Origin of the sequence: Ornithinimicrobium kibberense (assembly GCF_006519705.1) — a bacterium.
GTDB lineage: Bacteria > Actinomycetota > Actinomycetes > Actinomycetales > Dermatophilaceae > Ornithinicoccus > Ornithinicoccus kibberensis.
The window spans coordinates 126,754-145,719 of record NZ_VFXM01000009.1; the positions used below are offsets into that span (position 1 = coordinate 126,754).

At 75.2% G+C, this 18,966-nt stretch carries 22 protein-coding genes; 6 read left to right on the top strand and 16 right to left on the bottom strand.

Translation table 11 applies throughout. The features are described 5' to 3' along the window. Window positions 1–38: 38 nt before the first annotated feature. Window positions 39–1,622: an aspartate:alanine exchanger family transporter gene (locus FJR00_RS09300; protein ID WP_181409569.1), complete on the bottom strand. Its 1,584-nt coding sequence runs from the start codon at window positions 1,620–1,622 to the stop codon at window positions 39–41. A 77-nt stretch (window positions 1,623–1,699) separates the two neighbouring features. On the opposite strand from FJR00_RS09300, the gene FJR00_RS09305 reads away from it, so the two are divergent. Next, a complete protein-coding gene (locus FJR00_RS09305; protein WP_075957104.1) occupies window positions 1,700–2,239 on the top strand; it encodes a DUF6328 family protein in 540 nt (179 codons plus the stop codon). Between the two features lie 9 nt (window positions 2,240–2,248). Continuing rightward, complete coding sequence (locus FJR00_RS09310; protein WP_141338468.1) at window positions 2,249–3,952, top strand: AMP-binding protein; 1,704 nt, start codon at window positions 2,249–2,251, stop codon at window positions 3,950–3,952. A 34-nt stretch (window positions 3,953–3,986) separates the two neighbouring features. Here the strand turns inward: FJR00_RS09310 and ispF are convergent, their stop codons facing one another. Genes ispF through FJR00_RS09325 form a run of 3 tightly spaced genes read right to left on the bottom strand, consistent with a single transcriptional unit; the run spans window position 3,987 to window position 5,793 of the window. After that, window positions 3,987–4,502 (bottom strand): 2-C-methyl-D-erythritol 2,4-cyclodiphosphate synthase, encoded by a 516-nt coding sequence (gene ispF / locus FJR00_RS09315; RefSeq protein ID WP_141338469.1) that lies wholly within the window; start codon window positions 4,500–4,502, stop codon window positions 3,987–3,989. Further along, entirely contained in the window at window positions 4,499–5,305 is an 807-nt protein-coding gene (gene ispD / locus FJR00_RS09320; RefSeq protein WP_141338470.1) for a 2-C-methyl-D-erythritol 4-phosphate cytidylyltransferase, read from the bottom strand. The genes ispF and ispD overlap by 4 nt, the downstream gene beginning before the upstream one ends. Before the next feature lie 5 nt (window positions 5,306–5,310). After that, the gene (locus tag FJR00_RS09325; protein ID WP_075957107.1) at window positions 5,311–5,793 is read right to left on the bottom strand and encodes a CarD family transcriptional regulator; all 483 of its coding nucleotides are present in this window, start codon (window positions 5,791–5,793) and stop codon (window positions 5,311–5,313) included. A 218-nt stretch (window positions 5,794–6,011) separates the two neighbouring features. Between FJR00_RS09325 and FJR00_RS09330 the strand changes: the two genes are divergently transcribed. Next, the gene (locus FJR00_RS09330) at window positions 6,012–6,560 is read left to right on the top strand and encodes a hypothetical protein (protein ID WP_141338471.1); all 549 of its coding nucleotides are present in this window, start codon (window positions 6,012–6,014) and stop codon (window positions 6,558–6,560) included. Between the two features lie 64 nt (window positions 6,561–6,624). Here FJR00_RS09330 and phoU read toward each other — a convergent pair whose 3' ends face one another. Further along, the gene (phoU, locus tag FJR00_RS09335; protein WP_141338472.1) at window positions 6,625–7,329 is read right to left on the bottom strand and encodes a phosphate signaling complex protein PhoU; all 705 of its coding nucleotides are present in this window, start codon (window positions 7,327–7,329) and stop codon (window positions 6,625–6,627) included. A gap of 220 nt (window positions 7,330–7,549) precedes the next feature. On the opposite strand from phoU, the gene FJR00_RS09340 reads away from it, so the two are divergent. Together FJR00_RS09340 and FJR00_RS09345 are read left to right on the top strand one after the other, a co-directional pair. After that, entirely contained in the window at window positions 7,550–8,851 is a 1,302-nt protein-coding gene (locus FJR00_RS09340; protein ID WP_238330410.1) for a sensor histidine kinase, read from the top strand. Then, window positions 8,848–9,534 carry a response regulator transcription factor gene (locus FJR00_RS09345; RefSeq protein ID WP_141338473.1) on the top strand — a complete coding sequence of 229 codons (687 nt, stop codon included), beginning with the start codon at window positions 8,848–8,850 and terminating at the stop codon, window positions 9,532–9,534. The genes FJR00_RS09340 and FJR00_RS09345 overlap by 4 nt, the downstream gene beginning before the upstream one ends. A 49-nt stretch (window positions 9,535–9,583) precedes the next feature. Here the strand turns inward: FJR00_RS09345 and FJR00_RS09350 are convergent, their stop codons facing one another. The 3 genes from FJR00_RS09350 to mshA are packed head-to-tail and all read right to left on the bottom strand — an operon-like array spanning window position 9,584 to window position 12,210. Beyond that, on the bottom strand, window positions 9,584–10,345 hold the full coding sequence (locus FJR00_RS09350) for a phosphoglyceromutase (protein WP_141338474.1): 762 nt from the start codon (window positions 10,343–10,345) through the stop codon (window positions 9,584–9,586). Between the two features lie 9 nt (window positions 10,346–10,354). After that, entirely contained in the window at window positions 10,355–10,912 is a 558-nt protein-coding gene (locus FJR00_RS09355) for a YbjN domain-containing protein (protein ID WP_141338475.1), read from the bottom strand. Continuing rightward, window positions 10,909–12,210, bottom strand: a complete 1,302-nt coding sequence (mshA, locus tag FJR00_RS09360; protein WP_141338476.1) for a D-inositol-3-phosphate glycosyltransferase — start codon at window positions 12,208–12,210, stop codon at window positions 10,909–10,911. The genes FJR00_RS09355 and mshA overlap by 4 nt, the downstream gene beginning before the upstream one ends. A gap of 41 nt (window positions 12,211–12,251) precedes the next feature. Here mshA and FJR00_RS09365 point away from each other — a divergent pair, with 41 nt between their 5' ends. Continuing rightward, the gene (locus tag FJR00_RS09365) at window positions 12,252–13,073 is read left to right on the top strand and encodes a class I SAM-dependent methyltransferase (protein WP_141338477.1); all 822 of its coding nucleotides are present in this window, start codon (window positions 12,252–12,254) and stop codon (window positions 13,071–13,073) included. Here the strand turns inward: FJR00_RS09365 and FJR00_RS09370 are convergent. The 8 genes from FJR00_RS09370 to FJR00_RS09405 form a co-directional block, all read right to left on the bottom strand. Next, window positions 13,058–13,420, bottom strand: coding sequence for a phosphomannose isomerase type II C-terminal cupin domain (locus FJR00_RS09370; RefSeq protein WP_075957114.1), 363 nt, complete (start codon window positions 13,418–13,420; stop codon window positions 13,058–13,060). The genes FJR00_RS09365 and FJR00_RS09370 overlap by 16 nt on opposite strands. Before the next feature lie 150 nt (window positions 13,421–13,570). After that, entirely contained in the window at window positions 13,571–14,383 is an 813-nt protein-coding gene (locus tag FJR00_RS09375) for an alpha/beta fold hydrolase (protein WP_141338479.1), read from the bottom strand. Next, a complete protein-coding gene (locus FJR00_RS09380; protein WP_075957115.1) occupies window positions 14,380–14,712 on the bottom strand; it encodes a DUF2516 family protein in 333 nt (110 codons plus the stop codon). The genes FJR00_RS09375 and FJR00_RS09380 overlap by 4 nt, the downstream gene beginning before the upstream one ends. A 62-nt stretch (window positions 14,713–14,774) precedes the next feature. Next, entirely contained in the window at window positions 14,775–15,197 is a 423-nt protein-coding gene (gene dtd, locus FJR00_RS09385; RefSeq protein ID WP_075957116.1) for a D-aminoacyl-tRNA deacylase, read from the bottom strand. Then, entirely contained in the window at window positions 15,194–16,207 is a 1,014-nt protein-coding gene (locus FJR00_RS09390) for an asparaginase (RefSeq protein ID WP_141338480.1), read from the bottom strand. The genes dtd and FJR00_RS09390 overlap by 4 nt, the downstream gene beginning before the upstream one ends. Beyond that, a complete protein-coding gene (locus FJR00_RS09395) occupies window positions 16,204–17,049 on the bottom strand; it encodes a beta-keto acid cleavage family enzyme (protein WP_075957118.1) in 846 nt (281 codons plus the stop codon). Before FJR00_RS09395 ends, FJR00_RS09390 begins: the two co-directional genes overlap by 4 nt. Before the next feature lie 60 nt (window positions 17,050–17,109). Continuing rightward, on the bottom strand, window positions 17,110–18,309 hold the full coding sequence (locus FJR00_RS09400) for a winged helix DNA-binding domain-containing protein (RefSeq protein WP_141338481.1): 1,200 nt from the start codon (window positions 18,307–18,309) through the stop codon (window positions 17,110–17,112). An 11-nt stretch (window positions 18,310–18,320) separates the two neighbouring features. After that, window positions 18,321–18,941 (bottom strand): methyltransferase domain-containing protein, encoded by a 621-nt coding sequence (locus tag FJR00_RS09405; RefSeq protein ID WP_141338482.1) that lies wholly within the window; start codon window positions 18,939–18,941, stop codon window positions 18,321–18,323. Between the last annotated feature and the right edge of the window lie 25 nt (window positions 18,942–18,966).

Below are 18,966 nucleotides of genomic sequence, written 5' to 3' on the forward strand. Positions count from 1 at the left end.
GCGGGACGCAAGTGCGGCCCCGGGACACCGATTGCGTCTTAGAGCATGGTCAGCAGCTGGGCGACGAGGATCTTGACGACCATCGCCACCGGGTAGACCATCGCGTAGCCCAGGGCGACCCGCTGGTCGTGGTGGGTCTGCTCCTGCGCGTGCGCCAGGATGGCCGGCTGGGTCTGCGAGCCGGACAGGACGCCGGCCAGCCGGGGCCCGGCCTGCCGCAGCCAGGCCCGGCCCAGCAGGAGGAGGACGGCCGCGTGCACGGTGGTGACGACCAGGCCGGCCAGCACCAGCTGCAGCCCGAGCGGGCTGGCGAGCGCGTCGACGAAGGCCGACCCGGCGCGGCCGCCCGCGTAGGCCAGGAAGACGAGCAGCCCGATCTGCGTGAGCGTCTCGGCGGCCTGGTGGGGCAGGGTCCACACGAGCCTGCCGGTGCGCCCGGTGCGGCCCAGCAGCAGCCCCACGACGAGCGGTCCGGCCGCCTGGCCGAGCTCCAGCGACCCGAGCCCGGGCACGGGGACCGGAAGGGCGCCCAGCGCGAGCCCGGCCGTCAGCCCCAGCGCGAGACCGAGGGGGTTGATGTCCGCGGTCCCGTGCTCGCTGTCCCCCAGGTATGCCGCCACGAGCCTCATCTGCTCGCGCGGCGCCGCGACGCGGATCCGGTCCCCCGCCTGCAGCACCAGGTCGTCGGTGGCCAGGACGTCCTGGTCGGCCCGGCGCACCCTGGTCGCGCGGGCGCCGAACCGGGCGAACAGGTCCAGGTCGGCCACCGTCCGGCCGTAGAACCGGCGCTCGGACAGCACGATCCGCCGGTAGTCCACGTCGGTGCGCTCGGCCTCCAGGTGGGTGGCCGCCCGCCGACCCAGCTGCTTGGTCAGGTGCCGCAGCGCCCGGTCGGGACCGATGGCCAGCACCTGGTCCCCGGGCCGCAGGAGGGTGTCCCCCTGGGCCATCCGCACCTCCCCGGCGGCGTCCTGGTAGCGGGAGAACAGCACCCGGCCGTGGGGTGTCCAGCTCAGCTCGGCCACGGTGAGCGCGTTGTCGCGCTCGACGAGGATGGTGGCGTTGCGCACCTCGGTGGGCCGGGCCCGGTCGTCGGCCGTGGGGTGCCGGTCGCCGCTGCGCAGCGCCCAGGTCGCCGCGGCGAGCATGACCACCACTCCCCCCACGTAGCTCATCGAGTAGGCCACCGTGGGGTCGGGCGAGCCGTCCAGCCGCAGGATCGCGGCGGCCAGCGCCGGGGTGTTGTTCAGCGCCCCGGCGTAGAGGCCGGCGGTGCTCCCGGCGCTGAGTCCCAGCAGCCGGCCGATCCCCCAGGTGAGCACGCCGAGCGCGAGGAGGGTGGCCACGACCATGCTGACCGGCCGGAGGCCGGTGCGCAGCGAGGCGAAGAAGGAGGGGCCGGCGGTGACCCCGACGGCGTAGGCGAAGACCGCCAGGCCGAAGGTGCCGAGCACCTCGGGGAGGGCCAGCCGCTCGTCGGCGGCCGAGAAGGCCAGCGCGGTGAAGAGGACGGCCGCCGGGCCCAGCGAGACCCGACGCAGCCGGACCGCGCCGACGGCGGTGCCGATCGCCAGGACGGCGAACAGGAGCAGGACGGGACGTCCCGCCAGGAGGTCGGCCACGTGACCCGAGTCTACGCCCGCCCGGACGACCGACGGACCCGCTGGACGACGGTCCGGCACGGGTCCACAGTGGACGGATGGCGCTGCAGCACCCCGCGGGCCGGGACGGGCCGGTGGGCGACGACCGGCACGAGTCCCGCGACGAGCGGATGGACCGCAACTTCGTCGAGCTCCTGCAGGAGCTGCGCGTGCTGCAGACCGGCACCCAGATCCTGGCGGGATTCCTCATGACGCTGCCCTTCCAGGCCCGCTTCCCCGACCTGACCGGCGAGCAGCGCGCCGTCTTCCTCGTGGCGATCGTCCTCGCCTTCCTCACCACGGTGCTGCTCGTGGGCCCGGTCAGCCTGCACCGTGCCCTGTTCCGGCAGCACCGCAAGGACGACCTGGTCCAGGTCTCCCACCGGATGGCACGGGCCGGCCTGGTCACCCTCGGGCTGACGATGACGGCCGTGCTCGTCCTCATCTTCGGGGTGGTGCTGGGTCGCACCGCCGGGTATGCCGCGGGCGTGGCGGCGCTGCTGGTCTTCGGCTCCCTGTGGTGGGGCCTCCCGGCGTGGATGCGCCGACGGCCGGCACGGTCCGGGACCGGTTCGCCGGGTGAACCTACGCGAGCGTAGGTTTGTCCCGTGACGAGTGCGCAGCCCCTGATCCCGCTGATCGTCGACCCGGCTCCGTCGACCACCGCCCTGCTCGAGCAGGCCGCCCGCCGGTGGCCCGACCGGGTGGCCGTCGACTTCCTCGGTGCGACGACGACCTACGCCCGGCTCGCCGACCAGGTGGCCGCCGCGGCCCAGGTGCTCCGCGACCTCGGCGTCGGCCCCGGGGACCGCGTGGCCCTGGTCCTGCCCAACTGCCCCCAGCACGTCGTCGCCTTCTACGCGATCACCTCGCTGGGGGCCACCGTCGCCGAGCACAACCCGCTCGCGGCCCCCGCGGAGGTGCAGGCCCAGCTGCAGCTGCACGGGGCGAGGGTCGTGGTGGCGTGGGAGCACGCCGTCGCGGCCGTCCTGCCGGAGGAGGGGCAGGACCGGACCGTCCTCGCCGTCAACCTCGCCGCGGCGATGCCCCTGCGGACCCGGCTGCTGCTGCGGCTCCCCGTCAGGGCGGCCCGTGCCCAGCGCGCGAAACTGCGGGCCCCGGTGCCCGACGGGGTCGGCTCCTGGGACGACCGGGTCGCCGCCGCCCAGGGCCCGCGCAGCGCACCGCACCGGCCCTACGAGACGACCCCGGACGACGTCGCGGTCCTGCTGCCCACGGGCGGCACGACCGGGACCCCCAAGCTGGTGCCGCTGACGCAGGCCAACCTCATGGCCAACGTCGCGCAGGGCCGCCAGTGGGTGCCCGGCCTGCGGGAGGGCGAGGAGACCTTCGGCGCGGTGCTGCCGTTCTTCCACGCCTTCGGGATGACGCTGTCGCTGACCTTCGCGGTGTCGATGGGCGCCACCCAGGTGGTCCTGCCGAACTTCGACGTCGACATGGTGCTGGCGGCGATGCGGCGACGGCCCTGGACCTTCCTGGCCGGCGTCCCGCCGATGCTCGACCGCCTGGCGGCCTCGGCGACGGCGGAGGACCCGCAGCTGCTGCGTCCGTTGCGCTACGCCATCTCCGGGGCGATGGCCCTGCAGCCCGAGATCGCCGACCGCTGGGAGACGGCGACGGGAGGCCTGGTCATCGAGGGATACGGCATGACCGAGTGCTCGCCCATCGCGCTGGGCAACCCCTTCGGGCCGGAGCGGCGTCCCGGCACGCTGGGGATCCCGTTCCCGGGCACCGAGATCCGCGTCGTCGACCCCGACCTGGTGGAGGAGGACCCCGACGCCCCGGACGTGCCGGACGGCGAGGTCGGGGAGCTCCTGGTCCGCGGCCCGCAGGTCTTCGGCGGCTACCTGGACGCCCCGGAGGAGACCGCCCAGGTGCTGCTTCCCGGGGGGTGGCTGCGCACCGGCGACCTCGTGCGCCGGGACCCCGCCGACGGGTTCGTGGCCCTGGCGGACCGGCGCAAGGAGCTCATCGTCTCCGGCGGCTTCAACATCTACCCCTCGCAGGTCGAGGAGGCCGTGCGTGGGATGCCCGGTGTCGTCGACGTCGCCGTCGTCGGCCTGCCGGACACCTCCCTCGGCGAGCACGTCGTCGCCGCCCTGGTCCTCGAACCGGGGGCGTCGGTGGACCTGCCCTCGGTCCGGGAGTGGCTGCAGGACAAGGTCTCCCGGTACGCGGTGCCGCGTGACCTGCACGTGCTCGACGACCTGCCGCGCAGCCAGCTGGGCAAGGTGCTGCGCCGCCACGTGCGCGAGCGGATCCTCGCCCTGCGGGAGCGGTCCGGCGGCTGAGCGCCACCGCCGACCCGGCGGGCGGGCCCGGGGGTCAGCGCGGCGCGACCAGCGCCGTGGCGATGCCCGCCAGCCCCTCGACCCGGCCGACGAAGCCGAGCCCGTCGGTCGTCGCCGCCGAGACCGAGACCGGGGCCCCGCCCAGGGCGCTCGACATCGCGGCCTCCATCTCGGCGCGCCGGGCGCCGACGCGGGGACGTCGGGCCACGACCTGCACGGCGACGTTGCCGATCTGGAAACCGCCTCGCGCCAGCAGGTCCGCCACGTGCGCGAGCATCTGCGCGCCCGAGGCGCCGGCCATCTCGGGGCGGTCGGTGCCGAAGACCGACCCGAGGTCGCCGAGACCGGCGGCGGACAGCAGCGCGTTGCAGGCGGCGTGGGCGGCGACGTCGCCGTCGCTGTGCCCCTCGATGCCGCGCTCGCCCGGCCATCGGAGGCAGCCGAGCCACAGCGGCCGGTCGTCGCCCTCCGGGGCCCAGGCGTGCACGTCCACGCCGATGCCGGTGCGGGGCAGCGGGGTCACCGGGTGGCCCTCGGGGGTGGTGGTCATGGTCGCTCCCGTCCGTCCTCGCCCGTGGCCAGCCAGGCGGCCGCCACCTCCAGGTCGTGGGGCGTGGTGATCTTCATCGCCCGGGGCGACCCCTCGACGACCGTGACCCGCCCACCGCGCGCCTCGACGAGTCCGCAGTCGTCGGTGGCCGTCGGCAGTCCGTCGCCCGCGGCGTCTCCGCCCTCGCTCCCGCCCGGCCCGCCGCGCAGGGCGGCGTGGGCGCGTTCCAGCGTCTCGCGCAGGAAGCCCTGCGGCGTCTGGACGGCCCTCAGGCGGGAACGGTCGAGGGTGGCGACGACGGTCTCGACGCCCGTCGGCCCGGACCGGACCTGCTTGATCGTGTCGGTCACCGCCACGGCCGGGGTGACCGCCGGGTGGCCGGAGTGCACGGCGTGGACGACCCGGTCGAAGACCTCGACAGGGGTCAGCGCCCGGGCCGCGTCGTGCACCAGGACGACCCCCACGCGCTGCGGGAGCGCCGCCAGCCCGATGGCCACCGAGTCCGACCGCTCGGCCCCTCCGGCCACCACCTGGACGCGGTCGCGGCGTCGGTCGTCGAGGGCGCGCACGGACGCGGCCACCTCGGCGAGGGCCGCCTCGTCAGGCGGAGCAACGACGACGACGTCGGTGATCGCCCGGCACCGCAGTGCTCCCCGCAGGGCGTGCACGAGCACCGGGGCGGCAGCCGTGCCGGCACCGAGCGGCACGAGCGCCTTGGGTCGACCGGCGCCCAGCCGGGTGCCCCGCCCGGCGGCGACAAGGATGAGGCCGGCACCGACGGTGTCGTCGGGCCGGCCGGACATCCTGCTCAGGAGGCGAGGACCTCGTCGAGGGTGGCCTCGGCGGTGTCCTCGTTGGTCTTCTCCGCCAGCGCGAGCTCGGAGACGAGGATCTGGCGAGCCTTGCTCAGCAGCCTCTTCTCACCGGTGGACAGGCCGCGGTCCTTGTCGCGGCGCCACAGGTCGCGGACGACCTCGGCCACCTTGATGACGTCGCCGGAGGCGAGCTTCTCCAGGTTGGCCTTGTAGCGGCGCGACCAGTTCGTCGGCTCCTCGGTGTGCTCGGCGCGCAGCACCGCGAACACCTTGTCGAGGCCGTCCTTGCCGACGACGTCGCGGACGCCGACGAGGTCGCAGTTCTCCGCCGGGACCTCGATGGTGAGGTCCCCCTGGGCCACCTTGAGCTTGAGGTACAGCTTCTCCTCACCCTTGATGGTGCGTGTCTTCATCTCTTCGATGAGAGCGGCTCCGTGATGCGGGTACACAACCGTCTCGCCGACCTTGAACGTCATTCAGATAGCCCCTTTCGCGGACCCCCAGGATATCACGGGGAACTCGCCCGGGGGAATCCGTCGACGGCATCTGTGCAGGTCAGCGGCCTACCACACCCCGGGGGTATGCCGTGCACGCGCCGGGGGCGGCGGTCACCGGCTCCCTGGGGAGCACCGTCGGTGCAGGTCAGCGCGGGTCGGGACGGCCGCGCGGGCGGGCACCCACTAGGCTGTCCCGCGTGACCACTGCACCCTCGCCCCGTCCGCGCCGCAGCGCCGTGCTGCTCACCGCAGCCGCGGTGGGCGCGGTGGCCCTCAGCGGCTGCTCGACCACGAACCCCACGACCACGCTCCTGCGCTACGCCCCGTCCGACGGCGTCGAGATGGACGGCGAGAGCATCGACGTGCGCAACCTGCTCGTCGTCAGCCAGGGCGACGGCGCCCCGGGCGTGGTGTCCGGGTCGGTCGTCAACTCCGGCACCGAGTCCGCGACGTTGACGGTGACCGTCGACGGCCAGGAGGCGACGCCCGAGGTGACCGTGGAGCCGGGCCAGGCCGTCCGGCTGGACGGGGTCCGGGCCGACGGGTCCGAGGGCGAGCGCCTCACCGTCGACGGCGTGGCCGTTCCTGCGGGGCGGGTCGTCGAGGTGCGGGTCCAGGGAGGCGGGGAGACGCTGGCCGCCGACGCCCCGGTGCTGCTGCCGCAGGGCCCCTACGAGGACTACGCGGACGACGCCGGCGGCACCGTCGAGCCCCCGCAGACCGACGAGGGCGACGCCGACCACTGACGTCCGGCCGGCACCGGGCACCGACGTCCGGGGTCGGATCCGCCCGGCGATTCAGCCCGACGGGTCAGATGCCTGCCCGGGGCACCCCGCCGCCACCGAGGTGGTCGCGGGAGGCGGCCTCCTGCTCGTCCATCCAGACGCCGGTGACCAGGTAGACGACCCGGATGGCCACCGACACGGCGTGGTCGGCGAACCGCTCGTAGTAGCGCGAGAGCAGGGTGGCGTCGATGGCCGCCTGGGTGCCGCCGTCCCACTCCGGCTCCAGGAGGATGCGGAAGACCTCGCGGTGCAGGCGGTCCATGGTGTCGTCCTGCTGCTGCAGCTCGGCGGCGCCGGAGGCGTCCTGGGCCGAGACGATCTCCCCCGACCGCAGGCACATGGCCTGGGCGTGCTCGGACATCTGGGCGAAGACGTCGGTCAGCTCGCCGGAGACGGCGCACACCGGGTAGCGCAACCGGGCCAGCTTGGCCACGTGCCTGGCCAGGTCGCCGCAGCGCTCCAGGTCGGCGCTCATCCGCAGGGTGGTGACCAGCTGGCGCAGGTCGGTGGCGACGGGCTGCTGACGGGCGATGGCGTCGATGGCCCGGTTGTCCAGGTCCCGGCGCAGGGCGTCGATCTGCTCGTCCTCGCTGATCACCTGCTCGGCCAGCTCCAGGTCGGCGCCGAGCAGCGCCCGCGTGGCGCGCTCCAGCGCCCGGGCCGACAGCCGGCTCAGCTCGACGAGCTCGTCGGAGAGCGTCTCGAGCTCCTCGTGGAACAGACTGCGCATCGGATCGACCGGTCCTTTCGTGGTGGACGTCGTGGGGGCGCGGGGCCAGGACCCCGTGGTCTCTGGACCGTCCCGGTGGGGACCGCGCGGACCACCCTGGCAGCGGCGTGTGAACACCGTACGACACGCAGGTGAACTCTGGGCCGCCAGCACCCGACCGTCGGCGGTCCTGCGCGACGGAGGTCCGACCCGGCCGGTCGCGCGGCCTAGGCTGGACACCGTGAGCCCCGTCATCGCCGCCGTCGTCGGCATGGCCGTCGGTCTGCTGCTGGCAGCCGTCGTCTGGTGGGTCGTCCTGCTCGCGGGTCGCCCGCAGGCGCAGCCGCCCGTGCCGGTCGACGACCCGCCGGCCCTGCCCGAGGGGGTCCTGGACGTGCTGTCGGTGCTGCGCTCCGGCGGGATCGTCGTGGACCGCAGCGGCACCGTGCGGACGGCCAGCGCCTCCGCGGTCGCCTTCGGCCTGGTCCGCGGACGGGACGTCGTCCACGACGAGCTCCGCCAGCTGGTCACCCAGGTGCAGCAGGACGGGGTGATCCGCGAGGCGGAGTACGACATCGCCCGTGGCCCGGTCGGCCCCGGCCGCGCCGTCGTGGGGGCCCGGGTCGCGCCGATCGGGGACGGGCTCGTGCTGGCGCTCGTGGAGGACCGGACCCAGGCCCGTCGGGTCGAGGAGGTCCGGCGCGACTTCGTCGTCAACGTCTCGCACGAGCTCAAGACGCCGGTCGGCGGGCTGGCGCTGCTGGCCGAGGCGGTCGAGGACGCCGCCGACGACCCGGTGGCGGTGGCCCGGTTCGCCGGCCGCATGAAGAAGGAGACCGCGCGCCTGACCCGGCTGGTGAGCGAGATCGTCGACCTGTCCCGTCTGCAGACCAAGGACGTGCTCGACCGGATGGTGGTCGTCGACGTGGCCGGGTGCGCCGAGGAGGCCGCCGACCACACCCGCCTGCTCGCCGGGGAGCGCGAGGTGGTCGCGCTGACCACCCAGGCGCGCGACCGGCTGCGGGTCTACGGCGACCCCGAGCTGATCACCACGGCGGTGCGCAACCTCATCACCAACGCCATCGCCTACTCCGACGACGGCACCCGGATCAGCGTGGTCACCCGGCGGGTGGACGACCTCGTCGAGGTCTCGGTCACCGACCAGGGCCGCGGGATCCCGGTCGCCGACCAGGAGCGCATCTTCGAGCGCTTCTACCGCGTGGACGCCGCCCGGTCCCGCAGCACCGGGGGCACCGGCCTGGGCCTGTCGATCGTCAAGCACATCTGCGCCAACCACGGCGGCGAGGTGACCGTCTGGAGCAAGGAGGGGCAGGGGTCCACCTTCACCCTCCGCCTGCCCGCGGTCGTCGGGGACGACCGTCCGGTCGGGTCCGCGGCCCCGCACGGGCCCGGGCAGCACCCGGTGGAGCCGCCGTCGGGTGAGCTCCCCGGGGACGGCGCCCGGCCCCGCGCCGACGGCATACCCTGGGCCCCGTCCACGACCGCCGCACCCACGGCCCCACGGAAAGGTGACCATCGATGACGCGGATCCTCGTGGTGGAGGACGAGGCGTCCTTCTCCGACCCCCTGTCCTACCTGCTGGAGAAGGAGGGGTACGACGTGGCGGTCGCCGAGACCGGCCACGAGGCCCTGGCCGAGTTCGACCGGGGCGGCGCCGACCTGGTGCTCCTCGACCTCATGCTGCCCGGCCTGTCCGGGGTGGACGTCTGCCGGGCGCTGCGCCAGCGCTCGAGCGTGCCGGTCATCATGCTGACCGCCAAGGACTCCGAGGTCGACAAGGTGGTGGGGCTGGAGATCGGGGCCGACGACTACGTCACCAAGCCCTACTCCGGCCGGGAGCTGCTCGCCCGCATCAAGGCGGTGCTGCGCCGCGGCGCCGAGCCCGAGGAGCTGCTGCCCGCCACCGTCGAGTCCGGACCGGTGCGGATGGACGTCGAGCGGCACACGGTCCAGGTCGACGGCCGGTCGGTCTCGCTGCCGCTCAAGGAGTTCGAGCTGCTGGAGATGCTGCTGCGCAACGCCGGCCGGGTGCTGACCCGGGGCCAGCTCATCGATCGGGTGTGGGGCAGCGACTACGTCGGGGACACCAAGACGCTGGACGTGCACATCAAGCGGCTGCGCGCCAAGGTCGAGCCGGACCCCTCCCGCCCGGTGCACATCGTCACGGTGCGGGGGCTGGGCTACAAGTTCGAGGCCGCCGCCTGAGCCCGGGCGACGGGACCGAGGGGCCCCGTCGCCGGCCCGGCACGGCCGCTCAGGCCTTGGCCCTGCCCTGGTTGGCGACCTGCTCGATCGCGGCCGCGGCCGCGTCGGGGTCCAGGTAGCGTCCGCCCCGGGTGACCGGCTCGAGGTCGGCGTCGAGCTCGTACAGCAGCGGGATGCCGGTGGGGATGTTCAGCCCGACGATGTCGTCGTCGCTGATCCCGTCGAGGTGCTTGACCAGGGCCCGCAGGCTGTTGCCGTGCGCGGCGACGAGCACGACCCTGCCCGCCCGCAGGTCGGGGACGATCGAGGAGTCCCAGTAGGGCAGCATCCGGCCGATGACGTCCTTGAGGCACTCCGTCTCCGGGATCGGCCCGTCCGCGTCGGCGTAGCGGGGGTCCCCGGCCTGGGAGAACTCCGAGTCGGCCTCGATCGGCGGCGGGGGGGTGTCGAAGCTGCGCCGCCAGAGCATGAACTGCTCCTCGCCGTACTTCTCCCGCGTCTCCGCCTTGTCCAGCCCCTGCAGGGCCCCGTAGTGACGCTCGTTGAGCCGCCAGGACCGCCGCACCGGGATCCAGTGGCGGTCGGCGACGTCGAGGGCCGTGTTGGCCGTGGTGATCGCCCTGCGCAGGAGCGAGGTGTGCAGGATGTCCGGGAGCAGCTCCTCGGCGGCCATCAGCTCGCCGGCCCGGCGGGCCTCCTGACGGCCCTTGTCGGTGAGGTCCACGTCCACCCAGCCGGTGAACAGGTTCTTGGCGTTCCACTCGCTCTCGCCGTGGCGGAGCAGGACGAGGGTGTGCGCGACGTCGCTCATGCCCCCACCCTACTGGGGGGTCCGCCCCCCGGCACCGGGGGCGGGCGGCTCCTCCGACTCGTCCTCCAGCGCCTCGAGCTCGGCCCGGAACGCCGCGAGGTTGGCGGTGGACTCACCGCGGGACCGGCGCCACGCCCACTCCCGCCGGATCGAGGTCCAGAAGCCCAGCCGCAGCAGGTCGTCGAAGGGGTCGTCGCAGGCCGCCAGGACCGCGCCGAGCAGCTCGTCGACGGCCGCCTCGTCGATCCCGGCCAACGGCGTCCGCCCGGTGACGTAGACGTCGCCGACGGCGTCCACGGCATACCCGAGCCCGGGCAGGCGCAGCGCCCGCCGCAGCAGGTGGCGGTAGAACTCCTCGTGGTTCTCGTCCGGGTTGCGGATGACGAAGGCACGCAGCTCCATCGCCCGCTCCCCGACGAGGAGGGACACCACCGTGCGCAGCTTGTGCTCCCCGGGCAGGGTGACCACCGTCTCGCCCGGGCGGGTGCCCTCCTCCCAGTCGGCACCCACCCGGTCGAGCAGCAGCCGCAGGTGGTCGACCGGGTCCGCGGCGGTGGGCCGGCTCATGCGACCCCCCGTCCCGCGCCGCGCCGCGCGGCGACCGCCCCGGCGTAGACCTCGACCAGCCGGTCGACGGTGACCTCCCACGAGAACCCGGAGGCGTGCTCGACGGCCCGGTTCCGCCAGGCCTGCCGTTCCGCCGGGACCGCGAGCGTGTCGAGCGTCGTCGCGAGGGCGTCGGCCCACCCGGCCGGGTCGTGCCCCTCGACGAGGACGCCCGCGTTCCCGACCGCGACGGGCAGTCCGCCCACGTCCGCGGCCACGACCGGGGTGCCGCACGCCAGGGCCTCGACCGCGACGAGGCCGAACGACTCGTTGTAGGACGGCACGGCCACGACGTCGGCCGCGCGGTACCAGTCCGCCAGCTCCTCCCGGGAGACCGGCGGGCCCATGCGCACCACGTCCTCGAGCCCTTCCTCGTCGACGACCCGCTGGACCAGGTCCGGGCGGGTCACGCCCGAGCCGGACAGCCCACCGAGGACCGCCACGACCAGACGGTCCCGCAGCCCGGGCCGTCGCCGCAGCAGCGCGGCGGCGGCCCGCAGGAGCACGTCGGGGGCCTTGAGCGGCTGGATGCGGCCCACGAACAGCAGGACGACGGCGTCGCCGGGCAGGCCGACCCGCCGACGGGCCTCGTCCTGGGGGCCGGGGCGGAAGGTCTCCAGCGCCACCCCGGGGGTGACGACGTGGACCGTGGCCGGGTCGGCGTCGTAGAGGTCGACCAGCTGCCGGGCCTCCTCGGGGGTGTTGGCCACGAGGGCGTCGGCGATGGCCACCACCTGCTCCTCCCCGATCACGCGGCCGCGCGGCTCCGGGTCGTCCCCCTCCGCCAGCGCCTCGTTCTTGACCTTGGCCATGGTGTGCATCGTGTGCACGAGCGGGACGTCGAAGCGCTCCGAGGCCAGCCAGCCCACCTGCCCCGAGAGCCAGTAGTGGGCGTGGATGAGGTCGTGGTGGTCCTCCGGGTGCTGGGCCACGTGGTGGGAGGTCGCCGCGGTGAAGGCGCACAGCTGGCCCGGCAGGTCCTCCTTGCCCAGGCCCTCCAGCGGGCCGGCGACCACGTGGTGGACCACCACGCCCGGCGCCAGCTGGACCGCCTCCCCCTGGGCCCCGCTGGTGGCCCGGGTGAAGATGTCGACGGCCACCCCGCGGGCGGCCAGCCGGGTCGCGGTCTCGACGACGTAGACGTTCAGCCCCCCGGCGTCCCCGGTGCCCGGCCGCTCCAGCGGGGAGGTGTGCACCGTCAGCATCGCCACCCGGGTCAGGCCCCCGTCAGGGCGTCCGGAGGAGTCCGCACTGGTCATCGGCCCAGTGTCCCACGCCTGTCCAGGCATACCCTGGCACCGTGGCAGCTCGTCCCGTCGGCAGCATCACCCGCGGGACCACCAACCCCAACCGCCTGCGCCGGGTCGACCGGTGGACCGCCGCCACGATGGCACCGCTCGTGCGCGGACCGGTCGCACCGCCGCTCGTCGTGGACCTGGGCTACGGCGCCTCCCCGGTGACCGTGCTGGAGCTGGCCGCGCGCCTGCGTCGGGTCCGGGCCGACGTCCGCGTGCTGGGCGTGGAGATCGACCCGGCCCGGGTGGACCGGGGTCTGGCCGTGGCCGACCCCCCGGCCGTCGACTTCGTGCTCGGCGGGTTCGAGGTGCCGGTGCCCGACGGGAGCCCGGTGGTGCTCGTGCGGGCCCTCAACGTCCTGCGGCAGTACGACGAGGCGCAGGTCGTCGACGCCTGGACCCGCATGGTGGCCCGCCTCGTGCCCGGCGGTGCCCTGGTCGAGGGCACCTGCGACGAGCTGGGGCGGCTGGCCGCCTGGGTGGACGTGCGCCGGGGCGAGGACGGTCTGCCGGCGCCGCGCACGCTCACGCTGGCCTGGCGGCTGGCCGGGCTCGAGCGGCCCTCGGTCGTGGCCGAGCGTCTCCCGAAGGTGCTCATCCACCGCAACGTGCCCGGTGAACCGGTGCACGCGCTGATGACGGACCTGGACCGGGCCTGGGCCCGGCACGCCCCGCTGGGGGGCTACGGGGCCCGGCAGCGGTTCGTCGCGACGGTGCGGGAGCTGGCCGACCGCGGCTGGCCGGTCGTGGGCGGCCCGGCCCGGTGGCGGCTGGGCGAGCTCACGGTCGCGTGGCCCTCGGTCGCGCCGGCTCAGCCCCGGGTGTAGTCGTCCTCCAACCGCTCGATGTCGGCCTCGTCGAAGTGGCCGAAGGCCATCTCGAGCACGCGGGCCGTCCGGTCGCCGGGGTTGCCGAGGCGGTGCGTCGCCCCGGCCGGCACCCACACCTGCTCGCCCGGGGCCACCGACCAGCTCCGCTCCCCCACCGTCACCTCGACCGGACCGTCGACCACGTGCCACATCTCCGAGCGGTGGGCGTGCCGCTGGAGGGACAGCCGGTGGCCGGGCTCGACCGAGATGACCTTGACCGTGACGGGCTCGCCGGTCGTGAACTGCTGGAACCTCCCCCACGGGCGCTCCTCGACGAGGATGCCCCGGGTCCGGTCCCGCTGCACGTCCGCGGCCCGCTCCGACCCGCCGTCGTGGCCCTCCGGCGGTCCCGCCGTGCCTGACCCTGTCGTCCCTGTCCCTGGCATTCCTCTTCCGGCCTCTCTGCGCCGCACGTCGCCGGGCTCCCCTCCGGCCGTCGTGCCTCCTGCTCCCTCTCAGGTCGCCGAGAGGAACTCACCGACGAGGTCACGGGTGCGCCCGCGGTGCTCCCACATGATGCCACCGGGGCCGGACAGGTGCAGCACCGAGCGCGGCAGCAGCGCCGCCACCTGCCGCGCGACGGACGCCGGGTGGAGCGCGTCGCCCTCCTGCCCGAGCACGAGCACCGGGCAGGGGACGCGCCCCAGCAGGGCGGGGTCCGGGACGGGGACCCGGTCGACGAGGACCCGGAGCACCGCGGGCACGCCGCTGCCGACGAGCTCCTCGGCCCGGTCGCGCGACCAGCGCACCACCGCCGGGTCGGTCCGCACCGGCGCCGGCTGGTCGGCGAGCAGGTGGGCGGCGACCGCGTCCACGTGCCCGGCGTCGACGAGGTCGGCGAGGTGGCCGAGGCGGGCGGTCGCCGCGTCGTCCCGCACCCGGTCGAGGACGGCGGGCAGCACGAGGACCACCCGGTCGAACCGGTCGGGGTCCTCGGCCAGGCCGGCCAGGAGGGCTCCTGCCCCCATGCTGACCCCCAGCGCCCGGTCCGCACCGACCGCCCCGGCGACCGCCCACAGGTCGGCCGCCAGGTCGGCATACCCCCACCCGGTGCCGGACGGCCGGTGCGAGCGGCCGTGGCCGCGCTGGTGGACGAAGGTGCGCGTCCCGGCGACCTTCCCGGCGTAGGGACGGGTGGTGGCGATCGAGCCGCCCGCGCCGTGCGCGAACACCGTGGACGGGCTCCCCCGGCCGGTGCTCAGCACCTCCAGGGGTCCCTCCGGGCCGTCGAGGAGGGTGGTCCGGGGCGCGCCGGGGCGGGTGGTCACCAGGGGCCGTAAGGACCCATGTGGGACCCCGAGCCGCCGCCGCGCTGCTGGACCGACCGCAGTGCCGGCCGGACGTCGGCGTGGTAGACCCCGGCCGCGACGATGGCCACCAGGTTGAAGATGTTGAACGGGCTGAACATGAAGATGAACCCGACGGCCGTGGCCCCGCCGGTGACGAGCAGCCAGAACGTCTTGGTCCGCTTGCCCGCGGCCACGAAGGCGTCGGGACGGGTGCGTGCGGCGTCCACGAGGGCCCAGACCATCATGGCGAGGACGCCCACGCCGATGACGGTCATGAGCAGGTCCTGGGCCGTGTAGATGGCAGGCATGGGCCCAGCGTATGCGGTGCGGCTGGGGGTGGGCTGGACCGCGCGCCCGGTCAGGCCCCGCCTCAGGTGTCGACGACGACCGTGAACGGACCGTCGTTGACCAGCTCCACCTGCATCGTCGCGCCGAAGACACCGGTGGCCACCTCCACGCCCCGGCCGCGCAGGTCCGCGACGACCGCCTCGACGAGCGGCTCGGCGACCTCACCGGGAGCGGCGTCCCCCCAGGACGGGCGACGGCCCTTGCGGGTCTGTCCGTAGAGCGTGAACTGGCTGACGACGAGGACGGCCGCCCCGACGTCGACGACGGACCGCTCGTCGCGCAGGATCCGCAGCTCGGCGATCTTGCGGCCCATCCGCTCCACCTCCGCCGGGCCGTCGTCGTGGGTGGCGGCCACGAGCGCGACCAGGCCAGGCCCGATCGCCCCGACGACCTCCCCCTCGACGACGACCTGGGCACGGGTGACCCGCTGGAGGACCGCCCTCACGCGATCCCCACGGCCCGGACCCCGCCCACGACGTCGCCGTGCCCGCGGACGACCGCGCGGGCGTCGAGCTGGTCGAGCAGGGCCGCGACCTGCGCGTCGTCCCGGCCGACCCCGAGCCGGCGCAGCACGGCGGTGGTCACGACCACGCGGGCCCGCTCGGCCCCGTCGGTGATCTTGACGACCACCCCGTGCCCGTCGGCCAGGCCCACGGCGTAGACCGACTCGGCGCCGTCCTTGGCGATCAACCCGGGGACGCCCCCGACGAGCAGGGTGACGTCGCGGCCGGTCCCGCCCAGGTGGCGCGGGTGGGCCCGGACGGCGTCGGCGACGCGGCCCTCGGGCGTGCCCGGGTCGGCGGCGGCGATCCGGCCGAAGGCCCTGGCCAGCCCGGCCGGGCTCACCGCCAGGGCGGGCGCGCCGCAGCCGTCGACGGTCACGGCCGCGACCCGTTCGCCGGTCAGCTCCTCGACGGTCTCCACCGTCAGCCGCTGCAGCGGGTGCTGCGGGTCCCGGTAGGTGCTCGGGTCCCAGCCCGCGGCCACGCAGGCGGCCAGCATGCCGGCGTGCTTGCCGGAGCAGTTCTGCGCCAACGACGTCGGGGCCCGACCGGCGGCAAGCCACCGACCACGCACGTCGGGGTCGAGCGGCAGGTCGGGGGTGTTCTGCAGGGCGTCCTCGTCCAGCCCCGCCGAGCGCAGGGTCGCCAGCGCACCCTGCTGGTGGATCTCCTCCCCGGAGTGGCTGGCGCAGGCGAGCGCCAGCAGCTCGCCGGACAGGTCCGCCCCGGCGCGGAGCATCGCCACCGCCTGGAGCGGCTTGAGCGAGGAGCGCGGCAGCACGGGGGCCTGGACCGGGCCGAGGGCCAGCACGGTCGCGCCGTCCGCCGCGGTGGCCACGACGATCCCGTGGTGGACCGACTCGACGAAGCCGCTGCGCACGACCTCCGCCACGACCGGGGCGTCGGCAAGCGGGCTGGTGCTCGGTCCCCCCGTGCTCGTGCGCCCGCTCACCGGGTCCTCCTGTCCTTGACGCCGAGCAGCTCGCGGGTCTGCTCCGGGGTCATCGGCGGCCGCTGCATCGTCGTGGCCAGCCCGGCGGCCCGCTCGACCAGCTCGGCGTTGTGCTGCACCTGCTGCCCCCGGGCATACAGAAGGTTGTCCTCCATCCCCACGCGCAGGTGCCCGCCCATGGCCAGCGCCGCGGCGGCGACCGGCAGGTGGGCGCGGCCGATGCCGGTGGCCGACCAGCTGGTCACCTCCTCCGGCAGCGCCTGCACGCCCGCGACGAGCGCCTCGACCGTGCCGGGCATCCCGCCGGGCACGCCGGTGACGAAGTCGACGTGGACCTTGCCGCCGTAGGGCAGCCCGTGCTGGTCGAGCAGCCGGCGCAGCGCGGCGACGTGGCCCAGGTCGAACAGCTCGAACTCCGGCACCACCTGCTGCTCCTGCGCCTGCACGTAGAGCTCGCTCATGAAGGGGTAGGGGTTGAGGAACACGTCGTCGCCGAAGTTGACGGTGCCGCAGGTCAGCGAGCACGAGTCCGGCTCCGCGTCGAGGACGGTCAGGCGGCGTTCCAGCGGGTCGTGGACCGAGCCCCCGGTCGAGAGCTGGACGACCAGGTCGGTCGACTCGCGCAGCGCCTGGACGGTGTCGCGCAGCCGGACGGGGTCCAGGGTCGGGCGGTGGCCGTCCTCGGGGTCCCGCACGTGCACGTGGACGAGCCCGGCACCGGCCTGCTCGCACCGGCGCGCGGTCTCGACCAGCTCCTCGAGGGTGGTCGGGAGCTGGGGGACGTCGGCCTTGGCGGTCTCGGCGCCCGTGGGCGCCACCGTGATCAGGGTCGGGGCAGGCATGGGGCCGATCCTGCCAGCCGGGCCGGGCCGGCATCGATGCGGGTGGAGGTGGTGCCGCCGTCAGGGCAGCCGGGCATGCCGCATCAGCGGCGAGGGGTAGACGGTGCCGACCCGGACCCCGTCCAGCCACCGGGTGAGCCGGTCGGCCTCGACGTCCAGGGCCCTGCGGGCCTCGGCCGGCAGGCGGACGCCGGGGGCGGCCACCACCTGCACGACGCCCTCGTCGTCCTGGACCCACGCCCCGACGACCCGGCCGTCCCACCAGGCCGTGGTGCCCGCGTTGCCGTTGGTGTCGAACAGCAGGGGCCGCAGCCGGGCGTCGAGGTAGAAGTCCCGTCCCCTCCAGCCCATCGTCGTCGGGTCGAGCGTGGGCAGCAGGGCCGCCCAGGGCTCCACCGGCCCCACCGGGTCGAGGTCGTCCGGGAGCAGCCACGCCGTCGACCCGTCGTCGAGGGCGACCGGCACCGCGTCGACGGCGGCGAGCGCCGCGCGGGCCGCCGTCCGGGTGGACCCCAGCCACCACTGGAGGTCCTCGAGCGTGCCCGGCCCGAAGGTGCGCAGCCAGCGGCGGACGAGCTCGGCATACCCCTCCGCGGTCCCGGTCGGCTCCACCTGCCCGCCGAGCCACTCGTCGGCGAGCACCCAGGTGGGCCGGTTGAGCCGCCAGTGACCGGCGTTCGGCCCACGGACGACCAGCCCCTCGGCGCCCAGCAGGGTGAGCACCCGGGGCGCCAGCGGAGCAGCCCCGCCGTAGCTCTTGCCGGGCGCGTGGACCACCTGGCCGGCCAGCTCGGGCAGCTCCTCGCGCAGCTGGCGGGCATTCGTCGGCGCAGCCCCGGTCAGCCGGTCGAGCACCCCGCTGCGGGCACGGTCCACCCAGGCCTCCCCGTCCGGGGCGACGCCGTGCCGCTCCACGTCCCGCACGAGCGCCCTGCGCTGGGTCTGGGCGACCCGCGCGGACGCGCTGCCCAGCACCGCGGGCAGCAGGTCCCGCGGCAGGACGAACAGCGTCCGGCGCATCGCCAGCTGCTTGACCAGCGACCGGTCCTCGCCGAGCACGCGGTCGACGTCCTCGGGCGCCGGGGGTGCCTCCGGGTCGGTCCTGGCCCGGACCGCCAGGTGCACCGTGGCGGCCTCGGTCGCGTGCAGCACCGTCATGGCCCGGGCCGCGGCCACCGGGTCGGGAACCCGGTGGTCGGGGTGGAGCGCGTGCCGGACGGCCAGCCTGGCCCGCCGTTCCCGGTCGTCGACCGTGCGCACGCGGCGGGCGGTCAGCCGGTCAGGGGCCGCCGGGCCGTCGCCAGGAAGACCTGGTAGCCCCGACCGTCCTTCTCGATGCGGGTGCAGTCCTCCACCCGCACGTCGACGAGGCCGACCGCCTCGAGGTCGGCGGCGAGCTCGGCCCGGTCGAACCCGTGGTGCCCGTCGAAGTCGTGCCGGTGGAAGGAGCCGTCCTCCTGGTCGAGGTCGGCGATCGCGAGGTGCCCGCCGGGGGTGAGCAGGTCGGCCAGCGCCGCCAGCGCGGCGTCCAGCTGCTGCACGTGGTGCAGCACGAGCGAGCCGACGACGAGGTCGAACCGTTCCTGCGGCACCTGCTGCATCTCCACGTCGAGGGCGACCACCCGGGCGTCCGACGGCAGGGCTCCCGTGGCGACCTTGTCCGCCATCACCGCCCGCATCCCGGCGGAGGTGTCGGCGAGGGTGATCGGCCCGACGCGGTCCTGCAGCGCCTGGGAGACCAGACCCGTGCCGGCGCCGTACTCCAGCATCCGCTCGTCCCCGGTCAGGGGGACCGCGGCGGCCACGGCCTCGGCCACCTCGTGGGCCCGCCGGACCTTGTCCGGGTCGTCGTCCCAGGAGGCGGCCCGCTCGTCGAAGTGCTCCGCATGCATGGTCGTGCGCTCCTCGGTGGGTAGG